This is a genomic window from Streptomyces sp. NPDC093586, assembly GCF_044764905.1.
Classification (GTDB): domain Bacteria; phylum Actinomycetota; class Actinomycetes; order Streptomycetales; family Streptomycetaceae; genus Streptomyces.
In genome coordinates this window covers 51,865-72,624 of record NZ_JBIWJA010000014.1, presented here as the reverse complement: position 1 = coordinate 72,624, position 20,760 = coordinate 51,865, and the positions used below count along the sequence as shown (strand labels likewise).

Here is a 20,760-nt window from a genome sequence, read left to right as displayed (position 1 = left end):
GCCGTTCAGCCGCCGCGTGTGTTCAGTGAGGCCAGATAGGCGTTGTACGCCTCGAGTTCCTTGTCGCCGTCGCGATCGGCGGCCCGGTCGGTGCGCCGGGCCTGCCGCTGGTCCGACGCGTACCACTGGGCCACCAGGGCGAGCAGCACCAGGACGGACGGGACCTCGCTGAACGCCCAGGCGATGCCGCCCGCCGCGTTCTGGTCGGACAGGGCGTCGATGCCCAGCGACGCGGGCGGGTTCCTGAACGTCTCCACCATGGGGGAGGACGCCATCATCAGCGCGATGCCGAAGAACGCGTGGAACGGCATCCCCGCGAACAGTTCCAGCATCCGCATCAGGTAGCCCGGCCGGTGCGGGCCCGGGTCCACGCCCATGATCGGCCAGAAGAAGACCAGGCCGACGGCGAGGAAGTGCACCATCATCCCGACGTGCCCCACCTTGGAGCCCATCAGGAAGTCGAAGAGCGGGGTGAAGTACAGCGCGTACAGACTCGCGATGAACAGCGGGATGGTGAACACGGGGTGCGTGATGATCCGCATGTAGCGGCTGTGCAGCAGCATCAGCAGCAGCTCGCGCGGTCCCTTGCGGCCCCGGCCCGCCGTGGGCAGCGCCCGCAGCGCCAGGGTGATCGGGGCGCCGAGCAGCAGCAGGATCGGCGAGACCATGCTGATCACCATGTGCTGCACCATGTGCACGCTGAACATGACCATGCCGTAGTCGTTCAGCCTGGTGCACATCATCAGCCCGACGCTCAGCACACCGGCGACGAAGCCGACGGTCCGCCCCACGGGCCACTTGTCACCGCGCCGCGTCAGACGGACGACACCCCAGCCGTACAGCGCCAGGCCCACCAGACAGGCGATGAGGAAGAAGGGGTCCGCCGACCAGCCGAGACCTCGCCCCAGCGTGAACGGCGGCAGATCCGTCATCATGCCGTGCCCGCTGTGATCCATCCGCCGGCTCCTGTTTCGTGGGGGTTGAGCGCTGTCTGTCCGGACCAAGACTAGAACCGCCCCCGGCGACAATTGTCACCGGGGGCGGTGGAGCGCCCCGAAGGGGCGCGGGGCCGTATCGATGTGCGGCTCCGCCGCGCGGGCGCGAGCAACCGGTCACGGTCCGCAGTCCGCGACGGACCTCCGGGCCCGAGTTCTCAGCGGCCCTGCGACTCAGAGAACGCACTCCGCCTCGTCGTACCGCGCGTCCGGCACCGTCTTCAGCGTCTCCACCGCCTCGGCCAGCGACACCATCGTGATGTCCGTCCCGCGCAGGGCCGTCATCATCCCGAACTCCCCGCGGTGCACCGCCTCCACCGCGTGCCAGCCGAACCGCGTGGCCAGCACCCGGTCGTACGCCGTGGGCGTTCCCCCCCGCTGGACGTGCCCGAGGATCACGGGCCGGGCCTCCTTGCCGAGCCGCTTCTCCAGCTCGACGGAGAGCTGGCGGGCGATCCCGGCGAAGCGCTCGTGGCCGTAGACGTCCTTGCCGCCCTCGTCGAAGTCCATGGTGCCCGCCTTCGGCTTGGCGCCCTCCGCGGCCACCACTATGGCGAACCGCTTGCCCGCCGAGAACCGCTCGCCGACCTTGGCGGTCAGCTCGTCGATGTCGAAGGGTCGCTCCGGGACGACGACGGCGTGGGCGCCGGCCGCCATGCCCGAGTGCAGCGCGATCCAGCCGGTGTGACGGCCCATGACCTCCACGATGAGCACCCGCTGGTGGGACTCGGCGGTGGTCTTCAGCCGGTCCAGGGCCTCGGTGGCGACGGTGACGGCCGTGTCGAAGCCGAAGGTGACGTCGGTCACCGCGATGTCGTTGTCGATGGTCTTCGGCACGCCCACGATCGGCAGACCGTTGTCGGACAGCAGCCGGGCCGCCTTCAGCGTGCCCTCGCCGCCGATCGGGATGATCGCGTCGAGGCCGAGCTCCTCGACGTGGCCGCGGGCCCGCTCCACGCCGTCCCGCAGATGCTCGGGACGGACCCGGGAGGAGCCGAGGATGGTGCCGCCGCGGGCCAGGATGCCGCCGACGGCGTCGAGGTCGAGCTTGAGGTAGTCACACTCCAGGAGGCCCTTCCAGCCGTCCCGGAAGCCGATGACCTCGTCGCCGTGGTCGACGACGGCGCGGTGCACGACGGACCGGATGACGGCGTTCAGGCCGGGGCAGTCACCGCCGGACGTGAGGACACCAATGCGCATAGCCCGAATTACCTTCTCAACGTGGCACGGGTCCGGACCGCGCTGTCCGGTTCGGTTCCCCGCCACCCTAGCGGTACAGGGGGGCGGGGCCGAACCGTGCGTCCGCCTACTGGACGTACCCGCTCACCTGTGCGGACGCATCATCAGACGGGCTGCCACGAGGCGTCAGGCGGGCTGCTGCGCCGCCGCGATGCGCTCGTTGCGCAGCGCCTCGTACCACCGGTCGTCGGTCGGCGGCAGCGCGTTCACGTCGAGGGCCAGCTTCAGCAGCAGGTCCGCGATCTGCGGGTTGCGGGCGAGCACGGGCCCGTGCATGTAGGTGCCGAAGACCGTGTCGTTGTACGCGCCCTCCGTGCCGTCGCCCGTGCCGTTGCCGTTGCCGAAGCGGACCTGGGCGAGCGGACGGGCGGTGGGGCCGAGATGGGTGACGCCCTGGTGGTTCTCGAAGCCGGTCAGCGGGGGCAGGCCGAGGCGCGGGTCGATGTCGCCGAGGACGTCGCCCACGCACCGCGCGCCCTCGCCGCGGGTCGAGACCACGTCGAGCAGGCCGAGGCCCGGCTCGCGCTGACCGAGGTCGTTGATGAACTCGTGGCCGAGGATCTGGTAGCCGGCGCAGACGGAGAAGACGATCGCGCCGTTCTCCACCGCCCGGTACAGCCCGCCGTCGCGGCGCAGCCGTTCGGCCGCGAGCCGCTGCGGCCGGTCCTCGCCGCCGCCGATCAGGTAGATGTCGCCGGAGGTCGGGATCGGCTGGTCGCTGCGCACGTCGAGCCGGGCCACGTCGAGGCCGCGCTGGCGGGCCCGGCGCTCCACGACGAGGGCGTTGCCCTGGTCGCCGTACGTGCTGAGCAGGTCCGGGTAGATCCAGACGATCCGCAGTTGGTTGTCGCTCACGAAAGTCCCCTGAAGTTACGCGGTCAGTTGCCGACGCGGCGGCGCAGGTCCTGGAAGGCGGTGTAGTTCGCGATGACCTCGATCCGCCCGGGCGGGCACATCTGCACCGCCTGGTCGAGGTCCTCGCACACCTGGAACTGCTGGTTCGCGACCTCCAGGCGCACCGCGAGGTCCAGCTTGCGGTCGCCGATCACGCAGATCGGGTGGCCGGTCAGCCGGGTGTAGTCCACGTCCCACAGCCAGGAGGTGTCGGTGCCGTCGGCGCCGCGCGCGTTCACCGACAGGATGACCGGGGTGGGGGGCGGGTCGATCAGGGAGAAGGTCTCCAGCCAGCCCGCCGGGTTCTTGGCGAGCAGCAGACGCAGGTCGCGGCCCTGGAACTGCACCACGTCGTAGCGTCCGGCGACGGCCTGCACCTGGTACATGCGCTCCAGGGCGACCTGCGGCGGCACCCCGAAGACGGCGGCGACGGCGGCCGAGGAGGCGGCGTTGGCCTTGTTGGCGCGGCCCGGCAGCTGGAGGTGGATCGGCCAGGCGGAGCCGTGCGGGTCGAGGACGTGGTCGCCGGACAGCGCCCAGCTCGGCGTGGGGCGGCGGAAGCCGCACTCGCCGCAGAACCAGTCGTCGCCCGGGCGCTGCATCACACCGCCGCAGGACGGGCAGGACCAGGCGTCGTCCTTCCACATCTGCCCGGCGGCGACCCAGATCACGTTGGGGGAGGAGGACGCGGCCCACACCACCAGCGGGTCGTCGGCGTTGGCGACGACGACGGCCTTGGAACCGGCCAGGCCCTCGCGCCAGTTCTCCGCGAGCATCCGGGTCTCGGCGGCGCGGTCGAGCTGGTCGCGGGAGAGGTTGAGCAGCGCGATGCACTTCGGGTCGGTGGCCTGGGCGACGCCGACGAGGTACTTCTCGTCGACCTCGATGACCCCGTACCGGGCGTCCGCGCCGCCCGCGAGGGCGGAGGTGATGCCGGCCGGCATGTTGGCGCCGAGCGCGTTGGACACGACCGGGCCGGCCGCCTTGAGCGCCTCGGCGATGAGCCGGGTGGTGGTGGTCTTGCCGTTGGTCGCCGAGACGAGGGTCACGTCCAGGTGCTGGGCGAGCCGGGCGAGGAGGTCGGGGTCGAGTTTCAGCGCGACCCGGCCGCCGATCACCGAACCGCTGCCGCGCCCCGCGGCGCGGGACGCCGCCGCGACCGCCTTGCCCGCGGTCACGGCCAGCTTGGCCCGCGGCGTGAGCGGGTCCGAGTTGCCTGCCATCAGTTCTCGATCCTCCTTGCCGTACGCGCCGCGCCTGAAGCCTGTGAAGCCTGACGGCCACGTGGTGTGGACCTCAGCCTATCGAGATCCCTTCGCACTCCCGAATCGCGGCACCGGCCACGCGGCCCCGACGGTGGGCGCGCGCCGCCGGGGGGACACAGGGACCTTACTCTGAGCGTCATGCGACACGGCTCCATCCCGGGCGTCCACGGGCGCGTACGGCCACTCACCCTCCTCGGCGACCCCGTCCTGCACGCCCCCTGCGACGAGGTGACGGACTTCGGCCCCGAACTCGCTTCGTTGGTGGAGGACTTGTTCGCGACCATGTACGCCGCCCACGGCGTCGGCCTGGCCGCGAACCAGATCGGCGAGCCGGTGCGCGTCTTCGTGTACGACTGCCCGGACGACGAGGACGTGCGCCACCTCGGCCACGTGGTGAACCCGCGGCTCGTGGAGACGGACGGGGTGGTGGTGCGCGGCCCGGAGGGCTGTCTGTCGCTGCCCGGTCTGGAGGCGGGCACCGAGCGCCACGACCACGCGGTGGTCGAGGGCTTCACGGTGACCGGGGAGCCGGTCACCGTGCACGGGACGGGGTTCTTCGCCCGGTGCCTCCAGCACGAGTGCGACCACCTGGAGGGCCGGGTCTACGCCGACCGGTTGACGGGACGGCGCCACCGGAAGCTGATGAGGCAGGTGGCGCGGGCGTCCTGGCACCGCTGACCGCCGGCCGCCGGCCGCCGGGGCGCGGGGCCCGGCGGGCGGGCGTCAGAACCCCGGGCCGCCCGCCTTGTCCCCGGCCACGGACAGGCGCCCCCACAGCAGGTCCGCCAGACTCGTCACCAACTCCGCCCGGGAACAGGGGCGTTCGCCCAGCCACCAGTCGCCGGCGGCGTGCATCATGCCGACGATGCCGTGCCCCCAGACCCGGGCCAGCTGCTCGCTGCCGGGGCCCATGTCGAGGCGTTCCTCGATGACCTTGCCCAGCTCCTCGCCCATGCGGCGCAGCAGCGGGGCCGAGTGCCTGCCCACGTCGAAGCCCTGCTCGGTCTGGTCGCCCGCGGCGGTGCCGGCCTCCGACGGATGCATCAGGAAGCGGTACACCTGCGGGCGGGTCTCTATGGCTGCCAGATAGGTGTCGAGCGTGGCCTCGACGCGCTCGCGCCGGTCCGCCGGGGCGTCCAGGGCGGCCCGCAGCGAGGCGAGGAGGGCGTCCGTGTGCCGCTGGGCGAGAGCGGCGTACAGGCCGCCCTTGTCGCCGAAGTGCCGGTAGAGGATCGGTTTGGTGATGCCCGCCTCGGCGGCGATGGCGTTCATCGAGGCCTGCGGGCCGTCGCGCAGCACCACCCGGTCGGCGGCCTCCAGCAGCTCGCGCCGTCGGCGGTCGGCGGACCGCTGCTGATCGGTCCGCTGCGTGGTGTCCATGTGCTCTCCCCACCCGTGGTGTTTCGGTGACGCCTGCGCAAACTAACACCAGACAGGCGGTCGGCATCGAACGGGAGGGCGACGGCCGTCGGGAGTTGACTTTTCCTACCGGCGGGTAACAGACTCCCGTTACCGTTAGTAACACGTACGTGCGCCGCTGGAGGGGACATGGCCGAGTTCACCATGGAGCTCAACGACGAACAGAAGGAGGTCCGGGACTGGCTGCACGGCTTCGCCGCCGACGTCATCCGCCCCGCGGCCGCCGAATGGGACGAGCGTGAGGAGACTCCCTGGCCGGTCATCCAGGAGGCCGCCAAGGTCGGCATCTACTCCCTCGACTTCTACGCGCAGCAGTACTTCGACCCCACCGGCCTCGGCATCCCCATGGTGATGGAGGAGCTGTTCTGGGGCGACGCCGGCATCGCCCTGTCCATCGTCGGCACCGGCCTCGCCGCCGTCGGCGTCCTCGCCAACGGCACCGAGGAGCAGATCGGCACCTGGATCCCCCAGATGTACGGTGACGCCAGTGACGTCAAGGTCGCCGCCTTCTGCTCCTCCGAGCCCGACGCCGGCTCCGACGTGGCGTCCATGCGCACCCGGGCCGTGTACGACGAGGCCAAGGACGAGTGGGTGCTCAACGGCACCAAGACCTGGGCGACCAACGGCGGCATCGCCAACGTCCACGTCGTCGTCGCGGTCGTCGACCCGGAACTGGGCTCCAAGGGCCACGCCTCCTTCATCGTCCCGCCGAACACGCCGGGGCTGTCCCAGGGCCAGAAGTTCAAGAAGCACGGCATCCGCGCCTCGCACACCGCCGAGGTCGTCCTCGACGACGTGCGTGTCCCCGGCTCCTGCCTGCTCGGCGGCAAGGAGAAGCTGGACCAGCGCCTCGCCCGCGCCCGGGAGAAGGCCGAGAAGGGCGGCGAGCGCGTGAAGAACGCGGCCATGGCCACGTTCGAGGCGTCCCGCCCGGCCGTGGGCGCCATGGCGGTCGGCACCGCCCGTGCCGCGTACGAGGTCGCCCTCGACTACGCCGTGACGCGTGAGCAGTTCGGCCGCCCGATCATCGACAACCAGGGCGTCGCCTTCCAGCTCGCCGACATGCGCACCTCGATCGACGCGGCGCGGCTGCTGGTGTGGCGGGCCTCCTGGATGGCGGTCAACGGCAAGCCGTTCACGGCGGCCGAGGGATCGATGTCCAAACTGTTCGCGAGCGAGACGGCGAAGAAGGTGACCGCCCAGGCGGTCCAGATCCTGGGCGGCAACGGCTACACCCGGGAGTACCCGGTGGAGCGGATGCACCGCGACAGCGCGATCTACACCATTTTCGAAGGGACCAGCGAGATCCAGCGGCTGGTCATCGCGCGGACCCTGTCGGGTATGCCGATCCGCTAGCGGCGCCCGAGCGGCGTCAGGAGGACTGGCCGCTGCTGTGCGCGATGCACGCCACGTCGATGCGGTCGGCCAGCTTGGCGAGTTCGATGGTGAGGGCCGCGACCGTGTCCTCGTCCAGACCCTCCTCGCCGGTCTCCACCAGCCGCAGCCACCGGCCGCCCACCGTGCGCAGCAGCTTGCTCACGTCGGCCGCGGACACCTGCAGGGTGCCGCGGTCGTCGACGATCAGAGGCAGGGTCACTTCGCGGGTCACAAAAAGGGATCGTAGCCCCGGAACCCTCACGCCCCGTGCCATACGGTGGTGATGTTGCAGAACTCGCGGATTCCGTGCCCGGACAGCTCACGCCCGTAGCCCGACCGCTTGACCCCGCCGAACGGGAACGCCGGGTGGGACGCCGTCATCCCGTTGACGTAGACCCCGCCCGCCTCCAGGTCCCGGACGAAGCGGTCCACGTCGGCGTCGTCACGGGTCCACACGTTGGAACTGAGCCCGAAATCCGTGTCGTTGGCGATCAGCACGGCCTCGTCCAGGTCGGCCGCCCGGTACAGCGTGGCGACCGGGCCGAAGGCCTCCTCGCGGTGGATGCGCATCTCGCGGGTGATGTCGGCCAGCACGGTCGGCGGGTAGTACCAGCCGGGCCCGTCGGGGCGTTCGCCGCCGCACAGCACCCGCGCGCCGCCGCGCACCGCGTCCTCGACCAGCTCCACCAGATCGGTCACGCCCTGCTCGCTGGAGAGCGGCCCGACCTCGGTCTCCTCGTCCATCGGGTCGCCGACCCTGAGCGCCTTCATGCCCTCGGTGAAGCGCTCGGCGAAGGCGTCGTAGACGTCCGTGTGCACGATGAACCGTTTGGCGGCGATGCAGGACTGCCCGGCGTTCTGCGTGCGCGCGGTCACCGCGACCTGAGCGGCCCGGTCGATGTCGGCGGACGGCATGACGACGAACGGGTCGCTGCCGCCCAGCTCCAGCACCGTCTTCTTGATCATCTCCCCGGCGGTGGAGGCGACCGCGCGGCCGGCGGGCTCGCTGCCCGTGAGCGTGGCGGCCCGCACGCGCTCGTCGCGCAGGATGTCGTCGACCGCGGCGGAGCCGATCAGCAGGGTCTGGAAGCAGCCCTCGGGGAAGCCCGCCCGGTGGAACAGGTCCTCCAGGTACAGGGCGGTCTGCGGGACGTTCGAGGAGTGCTTGAGCAGGCCGACGTTGCCCGCCATCAGCGCGGGCGCCGCGAAGCGGATCACCTGCCACAGCGGGAAGTTCCACGGCATCACCGCGAGCACCGGGCCCAGCGGCCGGTAGCGCACCAGGGCGCGGGAGGCGCCGGAGTCCTTCACGTCCGCCTCGGCGGGCTCCTCGTCGGCGAGCAGCTCCGCGGCGTGATCGGCGTACCAGCGCATCGCCTTGGCGCACTTGGCCGCCTCCGCGCGGGCCTGCGCGACCGGCTTGCCCATCTCGGTGGTGATGACCTCGCCGATCTCGTCCCGGTCCGCCTCCAGGAGGTCGGCCGCCCGGTGCATGAGCCGGGCCCGCTCCTCGAACGCCGTCGTGCGGTACGTGCGGAAGGTGGCCTCCGCGAGCTGGAGCCGGCGCTCGATCTCCTCCTCGCCCATGGGCTCGTACGTCCTGAGCGTCTCGCCGTTCGCCGGGTTCACCGTCGCGATGGGCATGGCCGACCTCCCTGGGTGCGCTTTCGTGCTTCCGACCCTGACCCGCGACGGTGGGTGCCGCAACGCGGACGGGTCCCGTCAGTGCGAGTGCTCAGCCAGCCGGTCGAGAAACGCGGTCTGCGCCGTCACGATCACCTCGCGCGCCCGCTCCAGGGTGAACCACGCCACCCGGTCCAGCTCGGGGAACTCCCCGATCCGGCCCGACCTCGGCGGCCACTCCATGCGGAAGGTGCCGGGGACGATCGTCGCGGGGTCGAGGTCGGCCTCGACGGCCCACGCCGTGACGACCTTCCCGCCGGACTGGCGGACCTCGCCGAGCGGTAGGGCCTCGCCGTCGGGCGGCGCCAGCCCGAGCTCCTCCTCGAACTCGCGCCGGGCCGCGTCCCAGGCCGACTCCGCCGGGCCGTACTCGCCCTTGGGGATCGTCCAGGACCCGGCGTCGCGGCGGGCGTGGAAGGGGCCGCCCATGTGACCGAGCAGCACCTCGGTGCCCTCGTCGCCGGGACGGTGCAGCAGCAGGCCCGCGCTGCGCCTCACGGGGCCACCCCGGGATGGGCGGCGAGCAGTGTCTCCACCGTGTCCGCCTCCTCGGGGCGCTTGTCCTCGCGGTAGCGCACGACGCGGGCGAAGCGGAGGGTGACGCCGGCCGGGTAGCGGGGGGAGCGCTGGAGGCCGTCGTAGGCGATCTCGACGACGAGTTCGGGGCGTACGGTCACGCCCCAGCCGTGCTCCTCGACGGCCAGCTCCCGCAGGCGCGTGGTCTGCCAGGTCAGCAGCGCGTCGGTCATGCCCTTGAAGGTCTTGCCGAGCATGACGAACGAGCCGTCCCCGGTGCGGGCGCCCAGGTGGAGGTTGGACAGCTTGCCGGTACGGCGGCCGTGGCCCCACTCGGCGGCCAGGACGACCAGGTCGAGGGTGTGCACGGGCTTGACCTTCAGCCAGGACGCGCCGCGCCGGCCCGCGCTGTAGGCGGCGTCGAGCCCCTTGACGACGACGCCCTCGTGACCGCGTTCGAGCGTCCGGGCGAGGAACTCCTCGGCCGCGGGCGTGTCGTCGGGCCCCGCCAGCAGGACGCGGCGCACCCGCATCGGCTCCGGGACCAGCCGGGCCAGTTCCGCGTGCCGCTCGGTCAGCGGCAGGTCGAGCAGGTCGCGGCCGTCGACGGACAGCGCGTCGAAGAACACGACGGAGACGGGGACGTCCCGGGCGGCCGTGGCCACGTCCGTGCGGGAGCCGACGCGTCCGGAGGTCTCCTGGAACGAGCGGGGACGGCCGGCCCCGTCGAAGGAGATCACCTCGCCGTCCAGGACGAACCGTTCGCCGGGCAGCGCGCGGGCGGCCGCGGTGACCTCCGGCAGCCGGCCGGTGATGTCGTCCAGGGTGCGGGTGTAGACCCGTACGGTGCCGCCGTCGCGGTGCACCTGGACGCGGACGCCGTCCAGCTTCTCCTCGACGGCCGAGCCGCCCAGCCTGCCGACGGCCTCGGCGACCGAGGACGCGCTGTGCGCCAGCATCGGCAGCACCGGGCGGCCGACGGTGAGCCGGAACCGGGCCAGGGCGCCGGGTCCGTCGGCGAGCAGGGCCCCGGCCACGGCCTGCAGCGAGCCCGCGAGCATCACCGCACGCCGTACGTCCGCCGCCAAAGCCCCTGTCGCCGCCGCCAGCCCCTCCACGGCGACCGCGTCCAGGGCGCCCTGGCGCACCTCGCCGGTGAGCAGCCCCAGCAGGAAGCGCTGCTCGTCCTCGGTGGCCGCGCCCATCAGCTCGCCGACCAGCCGCGACCGCTCGGCCCGCGAGCCGGCCCCGGAGACCGCGCCGAGTTCCGTGAGCCGGGCGTCCACCTCGCGCACGGTCAGGCTCGGCCCGGCGGCCGGTGCGACCCGCTCGCCCAGCACCTTCCAGCCGACGCCGATCCGGCCCTGGGGGAGGCGTCCCGCCAGGTACGGGATGACGACCGGCACGTCCTCCGCCTCCGCCTCCCGGAACAACTCCGCGAGCAGGGCGGTCTTCCGGGACCGCGCCGATGTGGCGGCGACCTCCCGGGACACCTGGGCCAACCGGGCGAGCAGCATGCAGTCAGGGTGCACCGAGGGGGCGGGGCCTACACCCGTACAGCCTTCGCGGCCGCCGTTCGCCGCGGGCCGCCACCGCTCCGCCGTCCCCGGCGACCTGTGTCTCCGGGGCGTGCCCCCCGTCGCGCGGATGACAGGTGGCCCGGGCCCGGCGGGCGGCGGGGTGGGCGGGACTCGCAGGACCGGGGCGCCGTGCGCCGGCCGTTCGGGGCGTGGCCGGGGCGGCGCGTCCCCGGGGGCCCGCTCCCCGGCCGGTCCCGCGCCGGGCGATTCTCCCGAGGCCCCCGCCCCCGCCGTGCATGCCGGGACCGGTGCGCGCCGCGCCCCGCGTCCTACGCGTCGGCGCGGGCGTCCAGGTCCGACATGATCAGGTCGCCGACGATCGCGGAGGCGGCGCGGTAGCCGCCGCTGGCCGCGTGGACGACCTGCTCGGCGAAGCCCAGCGCGTTGCCGGCCGTCCACACGCCGGGCACGGTGGTCCGGCCCGTCGGGTCGACCACGGGGTAGGCACCGAACGGCGTCTCCTGCAGCTCGGCGCCCAACTGCTCCATCAGACCGGTCTGCGGCACCGCGCGCGGGGCGACGAAGAGCACCGAGCGGTCGTGAACGGAGCCGTCCGTCATCCGGACGCCGGTGAGCCGGTCGTCCTCGACCCGCAGCCCCGCGACCTCGCCGGGCACCACCTTCACCCCGGCCGCGGAGAGACGGCGCAGGTCGTCGTCGGACAGGTCGTCCTCGGCGACCGTGTGCAGGAACAGGGTCACGTCGTCCGACCACCCGGACACCATCAGGGCCTGGTGGACGCTGAGCGGGCTCGTCGCGAGGACGCCGAAGCGTTCGTCGCGGACCTCCCAGCCGTGGCAGAACGGGCAGTGCAGCACGTCCCGCCCGAAGCGTTCCGCGACCCCGGGGACGCCGGGCAGCTCGTCCTTGAGCCCCGTGGTGACGATCAGCCGGCGGGCGCGCACCGTCCGTCCGCCGGCCAGCTCCACGGCGAAGTCCTCGCCCCGGGCCACCCCCACCGCGCGGTCCCGGACGAGCTCGACGCCGTAGCGCGCGATCTCCTCCCGGCCGAGCGCCAGGAACTCGGCGGGCGACATGCCGTCCCGGGTCAGATACCCCTGCATGTGGTCCGAGGGCGCGTTGCGCGGTTCGCCGGCGTCGACGACCAGGGCGCGCCGCCGCGCCCGGCCGAGGACGAGCGCGGCGGACAGTCCGGCCGCCCCGCCGCCGACGACGATCACGTCGTACGTCCCGGACAGGTCCTGCTTCTCGGTCATGGTGACCACCTCCTGGTCAGAAGGTCGCCCCGAGACCGCCGAATGCGCAAATGCATTTGCCGGTTCTGCAAGAATGGACCCATGACTGCAGACGACGTACTCGCGGGAGTCGGACCGCGGCTGAGGCAGATCCGCAAGGAGCGCGAGGTCACCCTCGCCGCGCTGTCCGAGGCGACCGGTATCTCGGTCAGCACCCTGTCGCGGCTGGAGTCGGGGCTGCGCAAGCCGAGCCTCGAGCTGCTGCTGCCGATCGCCCGGGCCCATCAGGTGGCGCTGGACGAGCTGGTCGGCGCCCCGCCGGTCGGCGACCCCCGGGTGCGCTCCCGGCCCGTCGTGCGTCACGGCCGCACCCACTGGCCCCTCACCCGCCAGCCGGGCGGGCTCCAGGCGTTCAAGGTGCTGGAGCCGCAGCGCCAGGAGGAGCCGGACCTGCGGACCCACGAGGGCTACGAGTGGCTCTACGTCCTCTCCGGCCGGCTGCGCCTGGTGCTCGGCGAGCACGACGTGGTGCTCGGCGCGGGGGAGGCCGCCGAGTTCGACACCCGGGTGCCGCACTGGTTCGGCTCGACGGGGGAGGGGCCGGTCGAGTTCCTCAGCCTGTTCGGTCCGCAGGGGGAGCGCATGCACGTACGCGCACGCCCCGCCCAGCCGTGACGGACGGCCGGTTCCCACCTGTTCCCTGATCGGCAAGCGACCGCTTAGTATGCGGAAGGACCCGGACCGACAGTCGCGTGGAGGCCCCGCATGCAGGCATGGCAGGTGCACGAGAACGGCGAGCCGAGCGAGGTGATGCGCCTCGGCGAGGTGCCGCCCCCGACGCCCGGCGACGGCCAGGTCCTGCTGAGGGTCCGGGCCGCGAACATCAACTTCCCGGACGCCCTGCTGTGCCGGGGCCAGTACCAGGTCAGGCCGCCCCTGCCGTTCACCCCCGGCGTGGAGGTCTGCGCCGAGACCGAGGACGGGCGCCGCGTCATCGCCAACCCGGCGCTGCCCCACGGCGGCTTCGCCGAGTACGCCCTCGCGGACGCCCGCGCCCTGCTGCCCGCGCCGGACGCCCTGGACGACGCCGAGGCCGCCGCCCTGCACATCGGCTACCAGACGGGCTGGTTCGGCCTGCACCGCCGGGCCCGGCTGGAGGCAGGCGAGACCCTGCTCGTCCACGCCGCCGCCGGCGGGGTCGGCAGCGCGGCCGTACAGCTCGGCAAGGCCGCCGGGGCGAGGGTCGTCGGCGTCGTCGGCGGCGCCGCGAAGGCCGCCGTCGCCCGCGAACTGGGCTGCGACGTGGTCATCGACCGGCGCGGCGAGGACGTCGTCGCCGCCGTGAAGGAGGCCACCGGCGGCCGGGGCGCCGACGTGATCTACGACCCGGTCGGCGGCGAGGCCTACACCCAGTCCGCCAAGACCGTCGCCTTCGAGGGCCGGATCGTCGTCGTCGGCTTCGCCAGCGGCACCATCCCCAGCCCCGCGCTGAACCACGCCCTGGTGAAGAACTACTCCGTCCTCGGCCTGCACTGGGGCCTGTACAACACCAAGAACCCCGAACTGGTCCGGCACTGCCACGAGCAGCTCACCGAACTGGCCGCGCGGGGCGCCGTCAAGCCGCTGGTGAGCGAGCGGGTGCCGCTCGACGGTGCCGCGGACGCCGTGCAGCGGGTGGCCGACGGCAAGACGACCGGCCGCGTGGCCGTCGTCCTGGAGAAGGGAGCCGCCGCATGACCGACGCCGACGAACTGCGCCGACGCACACAGGAGTTGCTGGCCGCCCACCCGCCGGCCGGCACCGACCGCCTCGACTTCCTCCGGGCCCGCTTCGACGCCGGGCTCGCCTGGGTGCACTACCCCGAGGGCCTCGGCGGACTCGGCGCCCCCCGCTCCCTCCAGGCCGTGGTCGACGCCGAACTGGCGGCCGCGGGCGCCCCCGACAACGACCCCCGGCGCATCGGCATCGGCCTCGGCATGGCCGCGCCCACCATCCTCCAGTACGGCACCGAGGAGCAGAAGCGCCGGCTGCTGCGCCCGCTGTGGACGGGCGAGGAGGTCTGGTGCCAGCTCTTCAGCGAGCCCGGCGCCGGCTCCGACCTGGCCGCGCTCGGCACCCGCGCCGTCCGCGACGGCGACGACTGGGTGGTCGACGGGCAGAAGGTGTGGACCTCCAGCGCGCACCTGGCCCGCTGGGCCATCCTCATCGCCCGCACCGACCCGGACGTGCCCAAGCACCGGGGCATCACCTACTTCCTCTGCGACATGACCGACCCCGGCGTGGAGGTCCGGCCGCTGCGCCAGATCACCGGCGAGGCCGAGTTCAACGAGGTCTTCCTCACCGGCGTCCGCATCCCCGACTCGATGCGCCTCGGCGAGACCGGCGACGGCTGGCGGGTCGCGCAGACCACGCTGAACAACGAACGCGTCGCCATCGGCGGTACCCCGATCCCCCGCGAGGGCGGCATGATCGGCAAGATCGCCGCGACCTGGCGGGAACGCCCCGAGCTGCGCACCCACGACCTGCACCAGCGGCTGCTCGGTCTGTGGGTCGAGGCCGAGGTCGCCCGGCTCACCGGCGTACGGCTGCGCCAGCAGCTGGCGGCCGGCCAGCCCGGCCCCGAGGGCGCCGGCATGAAGCTGAACTTCGCCCGCCTCAACCAGGAGATCAGCGGCCTGGAGGTCGAACTCCTCGGTGAGGAGGGGCTGTCGTACGACGACTGGACCATGCGCCGCCCCGAGCTGGTGGACTTCACCGGCCGCGACGCCGGGTACCGCTACCTGCGCTCCAAGGGCAACAGCATCGAGGGCGGGACCAGCGAGGTCCTGCTGAACATCGTCGCCGAGCGCGTCCTCGGCCTGCCCGCCGAACCGCGCACCGACAAGGACGTCGCCTGGAAGGACCTGGCCCGATGAGCGCACAGCCCGATCTGCTCTACTCGGAGGAGGAAGAGGCGCTGCGCGCCGCCGTCCGGGACCTGCTCACCGACCACTGCGACCCGGCGGACGTCATCGCGCGCACCGAGTCCGGCACACCCCACGACCGCGCCCTGTGGAAGACGCTGGCCGAGGGCATGGGCCTCGCCGGGCTCCTGGTGCCCGAGGCGCGGGGCGGTCAGGGCGCCACGTACCGGGAGACCGCCGTCGTCCTGGAGGAACTGGGCCGGTCCGTCGCGCCCGTGCCCTACCTGACCAGCGCCGTCGTCGCCACCGAGGCCCTGCTGGCCTGCGACGCCGACGACCTGCTCGGCGAGCTGGCCTCCGGACGCCGGATCGGCGTCCTCGCCGTCGGGCTGCACACCGCGCCGGGCACCGGCTGGGCGACCGCACGGGTCGAAGGCGGCGCGCTGCACGGCGAGTTGACCGGCATCGCGGACGCCGTGGCGACCGACGTCCTGCTCGTCCCGGCGGACGACGGAGCCCTGTACGCGGTGGACGCCGACGAGGTGGCCGTCACTCCGCGCACGTCCCTGGACCTGACCCGGCCCCTCGCCACGGTCACCCTCGACGGCGCGCCCGGACTCCGGCTCGGCGACGCCGAAGGCGCCGTACGGCGGGCCCTGCGGACCGGGGCCGGACTGCTGGCCTCCGAGCAACTGGGCCTCGCCGACCGGCTGCTGACCGACACGGTCCACTACCTCAAGGAGCGCAGGCAGTTCAACCGCCAGGTCGGTGGCTTCCAGGCGCTCAAGCACCGGCTCGCCCGGCTGTGGCTGGAGGTCGCGGGCCTGCGCGCCGCCGCCCGCAACGCGGCCGACGCGCTGACCACCGGCGAGGACACCGACGTGGCCGTCGCCGTGGCCCAGGCGTACGCGGCCCAGGCCGCCGTCCACGTCGCCGAGGAGGCGCTGCAACTGCACGGCGGCATCGGCATGACCTGGGAGCATCCGGTCCACCTCTATCTGAAGCGGGCCAAGGCCGACTCGATCGCCCACGGCACGGCGGGCGCCCACCGGGAGGCGCTGGCCGAACTGACCGACCTGCGCGCCCCCTGACGGCCCGTCCGGAAGGAGTGATGCCCGTCCCCGGGGGGCGGGCATTTCCTGTGCGCCCGCCTCCCGCGAGATGAACGACCGGCGGACGTCCGGCCAACTCCGCGCCCGTCTCTGCTCCTTGTGCGCTCCGGGACCCCATACTCACAGGCGTCCCGTACGGCACACCTCCAGGGAGGCAGAGCATGGCCCTCACCACCCGACGCAGAGCCCTCACCACCCTCGGCGCCGCCCTCGCGGGCGCGGTCGCCCTGCCCGCCGGCGCCGTGTCGGCAGACGAAGACGGGCATGGGCCACGCCCGTTGTGGCGTGCGCACGCCCACAACGACTACGAGCACCCCCGCCCCCTCCTCGACGCCCTCGACCACCGCTTCGGCAGCGTCGAGGCCGACATCCACCTGGTGGGCGACCAGCTCCTCGTCGCCCACGACCCCGAGGACCTCGACCCGGCCCGCACGCTGGAATCCCTCTACCTCGACCCGCTCGCCGCCCGCGTCCGCGCCCACCACGGCCGGGTCTACCGGGGCGAGCGGCGCTCCCTGCAACTCCTCGTCGACATCAAGACCGAGGGGGCATCGACGTACCGCGCACTCGACCGCCATCTGCGCCGCTACCGGCACCTGTTCACCACCTACGCCCACGGCCGGGTCCACCCCGGCGCGGTCACCGTGGTGGTCTCCGGCGATCGCGCCGCCCGCGCCCCCATGGCCGCCCAGAGCACGCGCCGAGCCTTCTATGACGGCCGCCTCGCCGACCTCGGCACCTCGGCCCCGGCCTCCTTCGTGCCGCTGATCAGCGACAACTGGACGCTCAACTTCACCTGGCAGGGCGTCGGCGCCTTCCCCGAGGCCGAGCGGAGCAAGCTGCGGGGCATCGTCGCCGCCGCGCACGGGCGCGGGCAGCGGGTGCGCTTCTGGGCCACCCCCGACCTGCCGGGTCCCGCCCGGGACGCGGTCTGGGGCGAGCTGCTGGCCGCGGGCGTCGACCACCTCAACACCGACGACCTCCCGGGGCTCGAGGCGTTCCTCGACGTCCGCCGCGGCGCGTAGACACCGCCGGAACACCACACGTTCGGCGGACAGGTCAGCCGCCCGGAGGAACCCTCCGTTACGCCACACTTACGGCCGAACGCCGCGAAGTGGACGTGGCGGAGGAGGTTGACGATGGCCATTTCCATCTCTGTGGTGTTGCTCCTGACGATCCTGGCGGTGCTCTTCCTGCGCAACGGGGGGCTGAAGATCTCGCACGCGCTGGTCTGCCTGCTGCTCGGCTTCTACCTGGCCGGCACGAGCATCGCCCCGACCATCAACAGCGGTCTCATGGCCACGGCGGACATCGTCGGCAGCCTCAGACCGTGACGGAGGGCGGCGCCCGGGAGCTACGCGTCGAGGACGCGGGAGCGGATGAGGAAACGCACCCCCTCGGGCGCCTCCAGCGAGAAGCCGCTGCCCCGTCCCTCGACCACGTCGACGATCAGCCGGGTGTGACTCCACACGGCGAACTGGCTGCGTGACATCCAGAACTCCACCGGCTCCCCGACGCCCTCCACGTCCAGCTCCGCGAGCAGGACGTCCGCGGCGCCGGTGCGGAACTCGCCGGCCGGGTAGCACATGGGGGCGCTGCCGTCGCAGCACCCGCCGGACTGGTGGAACATCAGGGGCCCGTGCGCCGCGCGCAGGCGCCGCAGCAGGCCGGCCGCCGAGGCGGTGAGTTCGACGCGCGGGATCTCCTCGTATGTGTCGCCCATGCGGGGCATGTCAGCACGGGCGGGGTTGCGAGTGCGTTGCGGAGCCACGGTGACCGCGGCGGCCGCCGCCCGGAAACCTCTTTTGACATACCTATCGATCCATACTTACCCTGGCCGGGTGACCGCCTCCAGCACCCCTCGCCGGGACATCGACCGTGTGGCCGGTGGCCTCGCGGCATGCCTTCCCGCGCTGCACCGGGCGCTGGACCGGCACGTCACCGCGCAGTACCCGCACCCCAAGCCCCCCGAGGGCCAGCTCGCCCTGCTGCGGTTCGTCGCACAGCACGAGGGCGCCACGGTGCGCGAGGCCGCCGAGGCACTGCTGATGAAGCCGAACAACGTGAGCGCCCTCGTCTCCCAGCTCACCGAGCGGGGCGACCTCGAGCGCAGGCAGGACGGCGCCGACAAGCGGATCGCCCACCTCCACCTGACGCCCACGGCCCGTGAGCGGGTGGCCGAGGTGCGGGACCTGGAGACCGCGCTCATCCGCCAGGCCCTGACGTCCCTCACCGAGGGCGAGCAGGGCGCGCTCGGCTCCGCCGTGAGCGCCCTCGAAGCGCTGACCCGGCACCTCCACCCCGCCGCCCGCTGACCGGGCGGGGCCCGGACGCTCCCGCCGGCCGCCGGCACCCCCTCGTGCCCGCGGCCGGCCCGCCGTCGTCCCGTGGACCGCCCCGCCCCTCACGCACCCCCCCGAACCCGGAAGAGAAGACTCACCCATGCCGTCCACGTCCGTGGATCACCCCACCACGCCCGCGGCCGAGACCGCCCCGCCGGCGGCCGGCCGCCGGCCGCGGTCCAATCCCTGGCTGACCCTCCTGGCGGTCGCGTTCGGACTGTTCATGGTCCAGCTCGACGGCTCCGTCGTCGCCATCGCCAACCCCGAGATCGGCCGCGACCTGCACGCGTCCACCGCCCAGCTGCAGTGGGTCACCAACGCCTACCTGCTCGCGCTCGCCGCCACCCTCATCCTGGGCGGCAAGCTCGGCGACCGGTTCGGCCGGCGCACCTACTACCTCGCCGGCGTCGCCGGCTTCACCGTCGCCTCGGTCGCCATCGGCCTGTCCGGATCGATCGGGGGCGTCGTCGCCTTCCGCGCCCTCCAGGGCGTCTTCGGCGGACTGCTGATGCCCAACACCCTCGGACTGCTCCGCAGCGTGTTCCCGCCGAAGAAGTTCGGCATGGCCGTGGGCATCTGGGCCATGGTCTCCGCCGTCGCGACGGCCCTCGGACCCATCGTCGGCGGTCTCCTCGTGGAACACGTCGACTGGGAGTCCGTCTTCTACATCAACGCCCCCATCGGCGTCGCCGCCATCGCCTTCGGCCTCCTCGTCCTCCCGCAGAGCCGCAACGCCGCCGGACGGGAACGCTTCGACATCCCCGGCCTCCTCCTGCTCGCCCTCGGCCTGCTCGCCGTCGTCTTCGGCGTCGTCAAGGGCGAGACCTGGGGCTGGACCTCCGCCGGCACGCTCGGCGCCGTCGCCGCCGGTCTCGTCCTGCTGTTCGTGTTCGGCTGGTACGAGAACCGGGTCGAGCACCCGCTGCTGCCGATGCGCCTGTTCCGCAGCCGCGCGCTGACGACGGGCGCGGTCATCACCGCGCTGAACTTCTTCGTCATGCTCGGCGTGATCTTCTTCGTCATGCTGTACCTGCAGAACGTGCGCGGGTTCACGCCCGTCGAGGCGGGCGTGCGGACGCTTCCGCTCAGTCTCGCCTCGCTGGTCGCCTCGCCCCTGGGCGCGGCACCCACCCAGCGCTTCGGGGCCCGGCTGACCATGCCGCTCGGCATGCTGCTCCAGGCCGCCTCCTGCTTCGGCATGCTCACCTGGCGGACCGACTCCTCCTACGCCGTGATGTGGCCGCCGTTCATCGCGCTCGGCCTCGGCGTCGGCATGGTGATGGCCGCCTCCTCCGACGCCATCGTCGGCAACGCTCCCGTCCGGGACGGCGGTGTGGCCGGCGGTCTGCAGGCCACGACCCTGCAGATCGGCGGCGCGCTCGGTACGTCCGTGCTGGTCTCCCTGATCAGCGGCAAGGTCGGCGCCACGCTCACCGGGGAGCTGACCGGTGCGGGCGTGCCCCCGGCCATGGCCCACGGGCTGCTGGAGGCCAAGGACGCGGTGGCGATGGGCGTGGCACCCGTCTCCGGTGACATGCCGGCCGGCCTGCGGGCCGCCGTGGTGGAGGGCAGCGGCCAGGCCTTCATGAACGGCGTCCACGCGGCCGTGGTCGTCACTGGTGTCCTCTGCGTGCTCGGCGCGGCCGTCGCCGCCGTCGGCATCCGGCGCACCGCGGAGCGGCCGGCGGACCACTGAACCCCGCGCGGCGGTGCCCCCTTCGGCCCGGGACACCGCCGCCGACGTGTCTCAGACCTCCCCGGCCGCCGCACGGGGGAGCACCGTGACGCGGCGGAAGTTGCACCCCGGTGGCAGGTCCGCGGCGGGCGGCGTCTGATGCGCCTTCAAAGCGATGCTCACCAGGCTCAACAGCAGGTCGACGTCCGCGTCGCAGTCCAGGTGCACGGTCACCCAGCGGGAGCCCGGGACCAGGTGTATCGCGCTGGAGCCGCCGAGGTCCTGCCGGAAACGCTGGATGGCCCGGTGGGTCAGGTGGAGGTCCACGTCCCGGTCCGAGTGGAAGTGGACGATCTCGTCACGGGCGGAGCGCAGGGCCCGCCCGGTTCCGCAACTGGCCGGACCCGTGGAGAGGTCGGGCCAGGCGTGCAGCCGCTCGAAGGCGCGCTGGGCCAGAGTCATGCCCCCATCGTCGCCCGATCACCGCGCCGCAACCAGGGATTGCGCGAATTGTCACCGGCCTGTGAGGACGCCGGGCGCGCGGGAAGCCCCCGCGGGCGCCAC

22 protein-coding genes are annotated in these 20,760 nt (G+C 73.1%); 10 read left to right on the top strand and 12 right to left on the bottom strand.

Annotation, left to right across the window (positions count from 1 at the left end):
* Positions 1 to 5: 5 nt before the first annotated feature.
* The 4 genes from ACIRFH_RS16975 to ACIRFH_RS16960 form a co-directional block, all read right to left on the bottom strand.
* Positions 6 to 956, bottom strand: a complete 951-nt coding sequence (locus tag ACIRFH_RS16975; RefSeq protein WP_403521228.1) for a cytochrome c oxidase assembly protein — start codon at positions 954 to 956, stop codon at positions 6 to 8.
* A gap of 213 nt (positions 957 to 1,169) precedes the next feature.
* The gene (locus ACIRFH_RS16970) at positions 1,170 to 2,195 is read right to left on the bottom strand and encodes a 6-phosphofructokinase (protein ID WP_403521226.1); all 1,026 of its coding nucleotides are present in this window, start codon (positions 2,193 to 2,195) and stop codon (positions 1,170 to 1,172) included.
* A 165-nt stretch (positions 2,196 to 2,360) separates the two neighbouring features.
* A complete protein-coding gene (locus ACIRFH_RS16965; protein ID WP_403521224.1) occupies positions 2,361 to 3,089 on the bottom strand; it encodes a type 1 glutamine amidotransferase in 729 nt (242 codons plus the stop codon).
* A 23-nt stretch (positions 3,090 to 3,112) separates the two neighbouring features.
* Positions 3,113 to 4,351, bottom strand: a complete 1,239-nt coding sequence (locus tag ACIRFH_RS16960) for a MurT ligase domain-containing protein (protein WP_403521222.1) — start codon at positions 4,349 to 4,351, stop codon at positions 3,113 to 3,115.
* A 180-nt stretch (positions 4,352 to 4,531) separates the two neighbouring features.
* On the opposite strand from ACIRFH_RS16960, the gene def reads away from it, so the two are divergent.
* Entirely contained in the window at positions 4,532 to 5,071 is a 540-nt protein-coding gene (gene def, locus ACIRFH_RS16955; protein WP_403521220.1) for a peptide deformylase, read from the top strand.
* Positions 5,072 to 5,116: 45 nt separating this feature from the next.
* Here the strand turns inward: def and ACIRFH_RS16950 are convergent, their stop codons facing one another.
* The gene (locus tag ACIRFH_RS16950) at positions 5,117 to 5,773 is read right to left on the bottom strand and encodes a TetR family transcriptional regulator (RefSeq protein ID WP_403521218.1); all 657 of its coding nucleotides are present in this window, start codon (positions 5,771 to 5,773) and stop codon (positions 5,117 to 5,119) included.
* A 168-nt stretch (positions 5,774 to 5,941) separates the two neighbouring features.
* On the opposite strand from ACIRFH_RS16950, the gene ACIRFH_RS16945 reads away from it, so the two are divergent.
* Positions 5,942 to 7,168, top strand: coding sequence for an acyl-CoA dehydrogenase family protein (locus ACIRFH_RS16945; RefSeq protein WP_403521216.1), 1,227 nt, complete (start codon positions 5,942 to 5,944; stop codon positions 7,166 to 7,168).
* 16 nt (positions 7,169 to 7,184) lie between these two features.
* Here ACIRFH_RS16945 and ACIRFH_RS16940 read toward each other — a convergent pair whose 3' ends face one another.
* From ACIRFH_RS16940 to ACIRFH_RS16920, 5 genes are all read right to left on the bottom strand, one after another.
* Positions 7,185 to 7,421 (bottom strand): DUF6213 family protein, encoded by a 237-nt coding sequence (locus tag ACIRFH_RS16940; protein WP_403521214.1) that lies wholly within the window; start codon positions 7,419 to 7,421, stop codon positions 7,185 to 7,187.
* A gap of 26 nt (positions 7,422 to 7,447) precedes the next feature.
* The gene (locus tag ACIRFH_RS16935) at positions 7,448 to 8,833 is read right to left on the bottom strand and encodes an NADP-dependent succinic semialdehyde dehydrogenase (protein WP_403521212.1); all 1,386 of its coding nucleotides are present in this window, start codon (positions 8,831 to 8,833) and stop codon (positions 7,448 to 7,450) included.
* 78 nt (positions 8,834 to 8,911) lie between these two features.
* The gene (locus ACIRFH_RS16930; protein WP_403521210.1) at positions 8,912 to 9,370 is read right to left on the bottom strand and encodes an NUDIX domain-containing protein; all 459 of its coding nucleotides are present in this window, start codon (positions 9,368 to 9,370) and stop codon (positions 8,912 to 8,914) included.
* Positions 9,367 to 10,905: an ATP-dependent DNA ligase gene (locus ACIRFH_RS16925; protein ID WP_403521208.1), complete on the bottom strand. Its 1,539-nt coding sequence runs from the start codon at positions 10,903 to 10,905 to the stop codon at positions 9,367 to 9,369. The genes ACIRFH_RS16930 and ACIRFH_RS16925 overlap by 4 nt, the downstream gene beginning before the upstream one ends.
* Before the next feature lie 332 nt (positions 10,906 to 11,237).
* Entirely contained in the window at positions 11,238 to 12,185 is a 948-nt protein-coding gene (locus ACIRFH_RS16920) for an NAD(P)/FAD-dependent oxidoreductase (RefSeq protein WP_403521206.1), read from the bottom strand.
* An 81-nt stretch (positions 12,186 to 12,266) separates the two neighbouring features.
* Between ACIRFH_RS16920 and ACIRFH_RS16915 the strand changes: the two genes are divergently transcribed.
* The 6 genes from ACIRFH_RS16915 (at position 12,267) to ACIRFH_RS16890 (ending at position 17,513) form a co-directional block, all read left to right on the top strand.
* On the top strand, positions 12,267 to 12,839 hold the full coding sequence (locus tag ACIRFH_RS16915; RefSeq protein WP_403521204.1) for a helix-turn-helix domain-containing protein: 573 nt from the start codon (positions 12,267 to 12,269) through the stop codon (positions 12,837 to 12,839).
* Positions 12,840 to 12,929: 90 nt separating this feature from the next.
* Positions 12,930 to 13,901, top strand: coding sequence for an NADPH:quinone oxidoreductase family protein (locus ACIRFH_RS16910; protein ID WP_403521202.1), 972 nt, complete (start codon positions 12,930 to 12,932; stop codon positions 13,899 to 13,901).
* Positions 13,898 to 15,079, top strand: a complete 1,182-nt coding sequence (locus ACIRFH_RS16905) for an acyl-CoA dehydrogenase (RefSeq protein ID WP_403521200.1) — start codon at positions 13,898 to 13,900, stop codon at positions 15,077 to 15,079. The genes ACIRFH_RS16910 and ACIRFH_RS16905 overlap by 4 nt, the downstream gene beginning before the upstream one ends.
* On the top strand, positions 15,076 to 16,158 hold the full coding sequence (locus tag ACIRFH_RS16900; RefSeq protein ID WP_403521198.1) for an acyl-CoA dehydrogenase family protein: 1,083 nt from the start codon (positions 15,076 to 15,078) through the stop codon (positions 16,156 to 16,158). The genes ACIRFH_RS16905 and ACIRFH_RS16900 overlap by 4 nt, the downstream gene beginning before the upstream one ends.
* Before the next feature lie 182 nt (positions 16,159 to 16,340).
* Positions 16,341 to 17,204: a phosphatidylinositol-specific phospholipase C/glycerophosphodiester phosphodiesterase family protein gene (locus ACIRFH_RS16895; protein ID WP_403521196.1), complete on the top strand. Its 864-nt coding sequence runs from the start codon at positions 16,341 to 16,343 to the stop codon at positions 17,202 to 17,204.
* A gap of 114 nt (positions 17,205 to 17,318) precedes the next feature.
* Entirely contained in the window at positions 17,319 to 17,513 is a 195-nt protein-coding gene (locus tag ACIRFH_RS16890) for a hypothetical protein (RefSeq protein ID WP_077799818.1), read from the top strand.
* A 20-nt stretch (positions 17,514 to 17,533) separates the two neighbouring features.
* On the opposite strand, the gene ACIRFH_RS16885 is transcribed toward ACIRFH_RS16890, so the two are convergent.
* Positions 17,534 to 17,902 (bottom strand): DUF779 domain-containing protein, encoded by a 369-nt coding sequence (locus tag ACIRFH_RS16885; RefSeq protein WP_403521194.1) that lies wholly within the window; start codon positions 17,900 to 17,902, stop codon positions 17,534 to 17,536.
* A 118-nt stretch (positions 17,903 to 18,020) separates the two neighbouring features.
* Between ACIRFH_RS16885 and ACIRFH_RS16880 the strand changes: the two genes are divergently transcribed.
* Both ACIRFH_RS16880 and ACIRFH_RS16875 read left to right on the top strand, forming a co-directional pair.
* Complete coding sequence (locus tag ACIRFH_RS16880) at positions 18,021 to 18,494, top strand: MarR family winged helix-turn-helix transcriptional regulator (protein WP_403521192.1); 474 nt, start codon at positions 18,021 to 18,023, stop codon at positions 18,492 to 18,494.
* A gap of 127 nt (positions 18,495 to 18,621) precedes the next feature.
* On the top strand, positions 18,622 to 20,217 hold the full coding sequence (locus tag ACIRFH_RS16875; protein WP_403521190.1) for an MFS transporter: 1,596 nt from the start codon (positions 18,622 to 18,624) through the stop codon (positions 20,215 to 20,217).
* 51 nt (positions 20,218 to 20,268) lie between these two features.
* Here ACIRFH_RS16875 and ACIRFH_RS16870 read toward each other — a convergent pair whose 3' ends face one another.
* Positions 20,269 to 20,658, bottom strand: a complete 390-nt coding sequence (locus tag ACIRFH_RS16870; protein WP_403521188.1) for a luciferase family protein — start codon at positions 20,656 to 20,658, stop codon at positions 20,269 to 20,271.
* Between the last annotated feature and the right edge of the window lie 102 nt (positions 20,659 to 20,760).

Coding starts and splice junctions, on each gene's coding strand:
- ACIRFH_RS16975 (WP_403521228.1), bottom strand. CDS start 956: ATGGATCACAGCGGGCACGGCATGATGACGGATCTGCCGCCGTTCACG.
- ACIRFH_RS16970 (WP_403521226.1), bottom strand. CDS start 2,195: ATGCGCATTGGTGTCCTCACGTCCGGCGGTGACTGCCCCGGCCTGAAC.
- ACIRFH_RS16960 (WP_403521222.1), bottom strand. CDS start 4,351: ATGGCAGGCAACTCGGACCCGCTCACGCCGCGGGCCAAGCTGGCCGTG.
- def (WP_403521220.1), top strand. CDS start 4,532: ATGCGACACGGCTCCATCCCGGGCGTCCACGGGCGCGTACGGCCACTC.
- ACIRFH_RS16950 (WP_403521218.1), bottom strand. CDS start 5,773: ATGGACACCACGCAGCGGACCGATCAGCAGCGGTCCGCCGACCGCCGA.
- ACIRFH_RS16945 (WP_403521216.1), top strand. CDS start 5,942: ATGGCCGAGTTCACCATGGAGCTCAACGACGAACAGAAGGAGGTCCGG.
- ACIRFH_RS16935 (WP_403521212.1), bottom strand. CDS start 8,833: ATGCCCATCGCGACGGTGAACCCGGCGAACGGCGAGACGCTCAGGACG.
- ACIRFH_RS16925 (WP_403521208.1), bottom strand. CDS start 10,905: ATGCTGCTCGCCCGGTTGGCCCAGGTGTCCCGGGAGGTCGCCGCCACA.
- ACIRFH_RS16920 (WP_403521206.1), bottom strand. CDS start 12,185: ATGACCGAGAAGCAGGACCTGTCCGGGACGTACGACGTGATCGTCGTC.
- ACIRFH_RS16915 (WP_403521204.1), top strand. CDS start 12,267: ATGACTGCAGACGACGTACTCGCGGGAGTCGGACCGCGGCTGAGGCAG.
- ACIRFH_RS16910 (WP_403521202.1), top strand. CDS start 12,930: ATGCAGGCATGGCAGGTGCACGAGAACGGCGAGCCGAGCGAGGTGATG.
- ACIRFH_RS16905 (WP_403521200.1), top strand. CDS start 13,898: ATGACCGACGCCGACGAACTGCGCCGACGCACACAGGAGTTGCTGGCC.
- ACIRFH_RS16900 (WP_403521198.1), top strand. CDS start 15,076: ATGAGCGCACAGCCCGATCTGCTCTACTCGGAGGAGGAAGAGGCGCTG.
- ACIRFH_RS16895 (WP_403521196.1), top strand. CDS start 16,341: ATGGCCCTCACCACCCGACGCAGAGCCCTCACCACCCTCGGCGCCGCC.
- ACIRFH_RS16890 (WP_077799818.1), top strand. CDS start 17,319: ATGGCCATTTCCATCTCTGTGGTGTTGCTCCTGACGATCCTGGCGGTG.
- ACIRFH_RS16885 (WP_403521194.1), bottom strand. CDS start 17,902: ATGGGCGACACATACGAGGAGATCCCGCGCGTCGAACTCACCGCCTCG.
- ACIRFH_RS16875 (WP_403521190.1), top strand. CDS start 18,622: ATGCCGTCCACGTCCGTGGATCACCCCACCACGCCCGCGGCCGAGACC.
- ACIRFH_RS16870 (WP_403521188.1), bottom strand. CDS start 20,658: ATGACTCTGGCCCAGCGCGCCTTCGAGCGGCTGCACGCCTGGCCCGAC.